This window comes from Thermus sp. (genome assembly GCF_056332225.1).
Genome location: NZ_JBWGQW010000065.1, coordinates 1 through 6773 on the forward strand (window position 1 = coordinate 1; position 6773 = coordinate 6773).

5 protein-coding genes and 1 pseudogene are annotated in these 6773 nt (G+C 65.5%); 5 read left to right on the forward strand and 1 reads right to left on the reverse strand.

The annotated features are described in order from the left end of the window. A pseudogene (locus AC01Y6_RS09155) lies at nucleotides 1–252 on the reverse strand (type II toxin-antitoxin system VapC family toxin); the annotation flags it as partial. A gap of 834 nt (nucleotides 253–1086) precedes the next feature. Here AC01Y6_RS09155 and AC01Y6_RS09160 point away from each other — a divergent pair. From AC01Y6_RS09160 to AC01Y6_RS09180, 5 genes are all read left to right on the forward strand, one after another. Beyond that, nucleotides 1087–2955 carry an AAA family ATPase gene (locus AC01Y6_RS09160; RefSeq protein WP_476671230.1) on the forward strand — a complete coding sequence of 623 codons (1869 nt, stop codon included), beginning with the start codon at nucleotides 1087–1089 and terminating at the stop codon, nucleotides 2953–2955. A gap of 541 nt (nucleotides 2956–3496) precedes the next feature. Beyond that, nucleotides 3497–3910 carry a 30S ribosomal protein S12 gene (gene rpsL / locus AC01Y6_RS09165; protein ID WP_428715442.1) on the forward strand — a complete coding sequence of 138 codons (414 nt, stop codon included), beginning with the start codon at nucleotides 3497–3499 and terminating at the stop codon, nucleotides 3908–3910. A gap of 8 nt (nucleotides 3911–3918) precedes the next feature. Further along, nucleotides 3919–4386, forward strand: coding sequence for a 30S ribosomal protein S7 (gene rpsG / locus AC01Y6_RS09170; protein WP_347240889.1), 468 nt, complete (start codon nucleotides 3919–3921; stop codon nucleotides 4384–4386). 3 nt (nucleotides 4387–4389) lie between these two features. Next, nucleotides 4390–6465, forward strand: a complete 2076-nt coding sequence (gene fusA / locus AC01Y6_RS09175) for an elongation factor G (protein WP_428719507.1) — start codon at nucleotides 4390–4392, stop codon at nucleotides 6463–6465. 54 nt (nucleotides 6466–6519) lie between these two features. Next, nucleotides 6520–6773 (forward strand): GTP-binding protein (locus AC01Y6_RS09180; RefSeq protein ID WP_476671231.1); only part of this gene is annotated, 254 nt, incomplete at its 3' end.

Genomic DNA, 6773 nt, shown 5'->3' on the forward strand with positions numbered 1-6773 from the left:
GCCTTCTAGGGTTGGGGTGAGGACCTCCAGGTAGTCCCAGAGCTCATAGAGTTCCCGGAGGGCCTTTCGGTAGAGGAGGCGGGTGAGCTTGTTGTCCCTGCGCATGGCGTGCAAGACTCCCACGGCCTCGGGGAGGGCAAAGGCGCTTGCGGCGTGGGCTTGGGCCTGGGAGAAGGCCTCCCGGGCCAGGTCAGAAAGGTCCTCTTGGAGAAGGACTTTGAGAAGGCCGCTTGTTTCCAGGAAGAGCCTCAACGCCTTTGCTCCTGAAGGTAGGCGAGGCTGGACTTACCGGGTTTGGGCACTACCGGCTCTGGAAGGGGAGGCTTCCCCTTTTTGCGGGGCGGGGTGATGAGGAAGGGGGCCTCTTCCTTGGGCTTGGGCCTCGTGCCTCGGGGCATGACCTTAGTGTACCCGGGCCGATGTGCCCGGCCAAGGTGGCCGGGCAAGGCGGACAAAAGCCTTGAGGAAGGCTTCGGGCCCCTTTGCCCTGGGCTTCGCCTGGGGGAGGGGAGCGCCAGGTTAGGGCCGTTTGGGAGAAGTGCCGGGTAAAATCCCGTGTCGCCTTTCCTTGCCCCCGTGGAGCCCCTGCCACCCTTGGAGAAAGGGGAGGAGGAAGAGCCTAAAGAAAGGCAGAGAATGCCCCTTGTTTTGGGATTCATGGGAAGATTTTTGACTTGGCAAGTGTCGGGTGAAGTGTCGGGTTAGCCCGACACTCGGGTTTGCGTCCTGGAGGGCAAAAGTGGCCCAAGTGTCGGGTTTGTCGGGTAAGTGTCGGGTGGGTTTTAGGTGGCTTTTGTGCCGTTCTAGACGGCAAAAACTCAAAGAAGTGTCGGGTAAAGTGGCATGTCGCCTCTTTATATGCCCGGAGTGTTCCCCCCTCCCCTTCCCCCCTCCTCCTTTGGGGGGCGGCTTCACCGGGGGGAAGCCTCAAAAGGGGGCAAAGCGGCCTTTACCCCTAGGGCAAGCCTCTCCTACCCTGGGGGCATGGAGGCTTGGGGGGAGTACCGAGAGGAGGGTGGGGCCCCTCGGGGGGTAGTCCCTACCCTCTTCCGAGAGGAGGCCTCCTAGGGTTAGGGGAGGAGGACCTTGGAGCTTACTGAACGGCAAAGGCAACTCCTTGACTACCTGGCCCGGGCCGGGGAGGCCCGCCTCTCTGAGGCCGCCCAGGCTCTGGGGGCAGGGGAGGCGGGGCTCAAGGACCTCCTTACCCGCCTAAAGGCCAGGGGCCTGGTGGAAAGCACCTCGAGGCGTACCTGGAGGCTCACGGGGGAGGGGCTTAGGGCCCTCAAGGGCTTTGGGAAGAAGGCTTCCTCCCTCGGGGCCCTTCCCGCATGGACTTCTCTCCTTACCCTCTTGCCCACCCCCGAGTACCGGGCCCTCTTGCGCCTCACCCTAGCCGTGGCTTACCTGAGGCAGAAGGCCCCCTCCCTGGGCCCCATGCCTTGGCTAGGGGCTTACGGCCCTCCCGGTACGGGCAAGAGCACCGTGGGGGAGGTGGCCCTGGCCCTGGTGGGAGGGCGCTTCTTTGATGTGCGGGCCATGACCCCGGGAGAGGCCCTGGGGAGGAGGCGGCAGACCTCGGGAGGGGGCTGGGAGGTAGAGCCCCCTGCTACCCTTCAGGGGCCCATCACCGTCCTGGATGAGCTTGGGGAAGCCCCCCCTGAGCTTCAGAGGGCCCTCTTTGCCCTGGTCAACGACCGCCCCACGGTGCGCATAGAGGGGCAGGAGCTTCCCCACCGCGCCGCCATCTACGCCACTTGGAACCCCGAGGCCCGGGAGGTGCCCCTCCCCGAGGGGGCCAAGAGGCGGGGCCTCCTCCTCAACACCGCCCCCTACGCCCGCACCCTGCACAAGGCCTTCCTGCGGGAGGGGGTAGGGGAGAGGGTACGGGAGTTTCTAGAGGCCGCCCCCACCCCCTGGATAGACCTTGCCGCTTTGCCTTCCCCTTCCCTCGAGGGCATAGACCCTGGGCCCCTCCGAGAGGCCCTTTATGGCCTTTTGACCCCGAGGGGTAAGGGGGAAGTACCCCTAGGCGCTTTGAGGCCCCTTTCCGTGGCTTATAAGGCCCTCTTCTTCCCAGAGAACGAGGCGGCCCTAGTGGAGGCCGCCTATGATATGGCCCTCCTCCTGGCCTCTCGCCCTGGGCTCCTCTTGCCCGGGTGGGAGAAGACCATGCACGCCTTGCGGAAGGACCTCCCCCTGGAGGAGCCCTCTCCTCCCGAGGGGGAAAGGGGCTACCGGGGGCGCATGGAGGAGAGGGGAAGGAGGAAGCGCCTTTCGGCCCGCATCAACCGGCTTCTAAAGGAGCTTTACCGCTACCGGGCCCTTACCCGCGAGGAGGAGGAGGCCCGTGCCGAGCTTCGGGGCAGGGCGGAAGTCCTCCTGGAGGAGCTTGACCGGGAGGGCACTCCCCTAGAGGCCCTGGAGAAGGACGGGGAGGCCCTTTCGCGGGACATGGAGGACCTTCTTGGGCGGGTGAGGCACCGCCTGGAGGAGGGGAGGGCCCGCCTCCTGGAGGAGGCCAAAGCCCTAAAGGCCCAGGCCCAGGAGGCCTATAACCTGGCCCAGCGCCTCAGGTCCTTGGCCTTGAGGGACCCCGAGGCGGGGATGGAGGAGCTTGAGAAGAGGGGGATGGTAAGACGGGTGGCCCCTGAGGCCCTTCCCGCCCCGGAAAAGGACCAGGGGGAGGCCATCATACGGGCCTTATCGGGAGTGGTAGGGGCCGCCCTGGCCCTCGGGGGACGGCCCGAGGGGTGGGGCATGGTGGCGAGGGCCGCCTTCCCCCAGGTATTTGAGCCCCAAAGGAGGCCTCCCTCTTCCTGGGAGTTCCGGGGGCAAAGGGTGAGCAACCCCCAGAGCTTCTTGACGGGCATGGCCCAATCCTTGGAGAAGTGGGCTCAGGACCTTTCCAGGAGGGCAGAGGCCCTAAGGATGCAGGCCAGGGGGACAGCCTGACAGCTTGAGGACAGCTCAGCCCCGGAAAAGGACCGCAATCAACCGGCAAGAAGGACCAAGAAAAAGCCGATAAACAGCGCAACTCTTTCACGACCCTCCGGGCTAGGCGGGGTGATTTTTCTGCTCGTAAGCGGTAGGCCGCCGGTTCGAATCCGGCCACCGGCTCCAGCTCCAGGACGCAAAAAGCCCCGCCTCGGAAGAGAGGCGGGGGATTGCTTTTGAACGACGGCTTGAGCCCCAACCCCATAGCACCCAAAGGCCCGGACCGCCCCAAAAGGGCGGTTTGGATTGGCCCACGAACTTCCCAAGAGCCGGGCAAAGTGGCCTGTTGCCCCCGTATATGCCTGGAGCGTTGCCCCTCCTTTGGGGGGCGGGCTTCGCCCGACTTGCCAAAAGAAGCCTTGGCCTGTAGACTGAGCAAGTTGAGGGCCCTCAGGGCCAGCCCCTGGTCCTGAGGGTGGTGCCCTGTGTGGGCAAAACGGGGAAGGACACTTCCCCGGGCGGATCTTGAGAACACGGGGGCAAGTCCAAGAAGAAGGGAGTGGTGGCACTGCCGACGATCAATCAGCTCGTACGAAGGGGCCGCGAGAAGGTCCAGAAGAAGAGCAAGGTTCCAGCCTTGAAGGGTTCCCCCTTCCGCCGGGGGGTGTGCACCGTGGTGCGCACCGTGACCCCCAAGAAGCCCAACTCGGCGCTTCGTAAGGTGGCCAAGGTGCGCCTCACCTCGGGCTACGAGGTCACCGCCTACATCCCCGGCGAGGGGCACAACCTGCAGGAGCACTCCGTGGTCCTCATCCGGGGCGGCCGTGTAAAGGACCTGCCGGGGGTGCGCTACCACATCGTCCGTGGGGTTTACGACACCCAGGGGGTGAAGGACCGCAAAAAGAGCCGCTCCAAGTACGGGACCAAGAAGCCCAAGGAGGCCAAGGGCGCGGCCCCGGCTAAGAAGAAGTAGGTGAGGGTATGCGGAGAAGAAGAGCAGAGGTACGCCAGCTCCAGCCCGACCTGGTCTACGGGGACGTGGTGGTGTCGGCTTTCATCAACAAGATCATGCGGGAAGGGAAGAAGAACCTTGCCGCCCGCATTTTCTACGATGCCTGCCGCATCATCCAGGAGAAAACCGGCCAGGAGCCCCTCAAGGTCTTCAAGCAGGCGGTGGAGAACGTGAAGCCCCGGATGGAGGTGCGCTCCCGCCGCGTGGGTGGGGCCAACTACCAGGTGCCCATGGAGGTTTCCCCCCGCAGGCAGCAGTCCCTGGCCCTCCGCTGGCTGGTGCAGGCGGCCAACGCCCGTTCCGAGCGCGGGGCGGCGGTGCGCATCGCCCACGAGCTCATGGACGCGGCCGAGGGCAAGGGCGGGGCGGTCAAGAAGAAAGAGGACGTGGAGCGCATGGCCGAGGCCAACCGCGCCTACGCTCACTACCGGTGGTAAGCCATGGCGGTTAAGGTAGAGTACGACCTGAAGAGGCTCCGCAACATCGGCATCGCCGCCCACATCGACGCCGGCAAGACCACCACCACCGAGCGCATCCTCTACTACACCGGCAAGATCCACAAGATCGGGGAGGTCCACGAGGGCGCGGCCACCATGGACTTCATGGAGCAGGAGAGGGAGCGGGGCATCACCATCACCGCCGCCGTGACCACCTGCTTCTGGAAGGACCACCGCATCAACATCATCGACACCCCGGGCCACGTGGACTTCACCATTGAGGTGGAGCGCTCCATGCGGGTGCTGGACGGGGCCATTGTGGTCTTTGACTCCAGCCAGGGGGTGGAGCCCCAGTCCGAGACCGTCTGGCGCCAGGCGGAGAAGTACAAGGTTCCCCGCATCGCCTTCGCCAACAAGATGGACAAGACGGGGGCCGACCTTTGGCTCGTGATCCGCACCATGCAGGAGCGCCTGGGGGCGAGGCCCGTGGTGATGCAGCTTCCCATCGGCCGGGAGGACACCTTCTCGGGGATCATAGACGTCCTCCGGATGAAGGCCTACACCTACGGCAACGACCTGGGCACGGACATCCGGGAGATCCCCATCCCCGAGGAGTACCTGGACCAGGCCCGGGAGTACCACGAGAAGCTCATTGAGGCGGCCGCCGACTTTGACGAGGGGGTGATGCTCAAGTACCTCGAGGGCGAGGAGCCCACCGAGGAGGAGCTGGTGGCCGCCATCCGCAAGGGCACCATCGGCATCCAGATCACCCCCGTGTTCCTCGGCTCCGCCCTCAAGAATAAGGGCGTCCAGCTCCTCCTGGACGCCGTGGTGGACTACCTTCCCTCCCCCCTGGACATCCCCCCCATCCGGGGCACCACCCCCGAGGGGGAGGAGGTGGAGATCCACCCTGACCCCGATGGCCCCTTGGCGGTCCTGGCCTTCAAGATCATGGCCGACCCCTACGTGGGCCGCCTCACCTTCATCCGCGTCTACTCCGGGACCATCACCTCGGGGTCTTACGTCTACAACACCACCAAGGGCCGGAAGGAGCGGGTGGCCCGGCTTCTCCGCATGCACGCCAACCACCGCGAGGAGGTGGAGGAGCTGAAGGCGGGCGACCTCGGGGCGGTGGTGGGCCTCAAGGAGACCATCACCGGGGACACCCTGGTGGGCGAGGACGCCCCCCGGGTGGTCCTGGAGTCCATCGAGGTGCCCGAGCCGGTCATTGACGTGGCCATTGAACCCAAGACCAAGGCCGACCAGGACAAGCTCTCCCAGGCCCTCTCCCGCCTGGCGGAGGAGGACCCCACCTTCCGCGTCTCCACCCACCCCGAGACCGGCCAGACCATCATCTCCGGGATGGGCGAGCTCCACCTGGAGATCATCGTGGACCGGCTGAAGCGGGAGTTCAAGGTGGACGCCAACGTGGGCAAGCCCCAGGTGGCCTACCGCGAGACCATCACCAAGCCGGTGGACGTGGAGGGCAAGTTCATCCGCCAGACCGGCGGGCGCGGCCAGTACGGCCACGTGAAGATCAAGGCCGAGCCCCTGCCCCGCGGCTCCGGTTTTGAGTTCGTGAACGCCATCGTGGGCGGGGTGATCCCCAAGGAGTACATCCCCGCGGTGCAGAAGGGGATTGAGGAGGCCATGCAGTCCGGGCCCCTCATCGGCTTCCCCGTGGTGGACGTCAAGGTCACCCTCTACGACGGCTCCTACCACGAGGTGGACTCCTCGGAGATGGCCTTCAAGATCGCCGGCTCCATGGCCATCAAGGAGGCGGTGCAGAAGGGGGACCCGGTGATCCTCGAGCCCATCATGCGGGTGGAGGTCACCACCCCCGAGGAGTACATGGGCGACGTCATCGGCGACCTGAACGCCCGCCGGGGCCAGATCCTGGGCATGGAGCCCCGGGGCAACGCCCAGGTGATCCGGGCCTTTGTGCCCCTGGCGGAGATGTTCGGGTACGCCACCGATCTCCGCTCCAAGACCCAAGGCCGGGGCTCCTTCGTCATGTTCTTTGACCACTACCAGGAGGTCCCCAAGCAGGTGCAGGAGAAGCTCATCAAGGGTCAGTAGATCCTTTTCGGGGTGGGCCTTCGGGGCCCGCCCTTGCTTGAAAGGAGAGGGAAGATGGCCAAGGGCGAGTTTGTTCGGACGAAGCCTCACGTGAACGTGGGGACGATTGGGCACGTGGACCACGGGAAGACGACGCTGACGGCGGCGTTGACCTATGTAGCGGCGGCGGAGAACCCGAACGTGGAGGTGAAGGACTACGGGGAGATTGACAAGGCCCCGGAGGAGCGTGCGCGGGGGATCACCATCAACACGGCCCACGTGGAGTACGAGACGGCGAAGCGGCACTATTCTCACGTGGACTGCCCGGG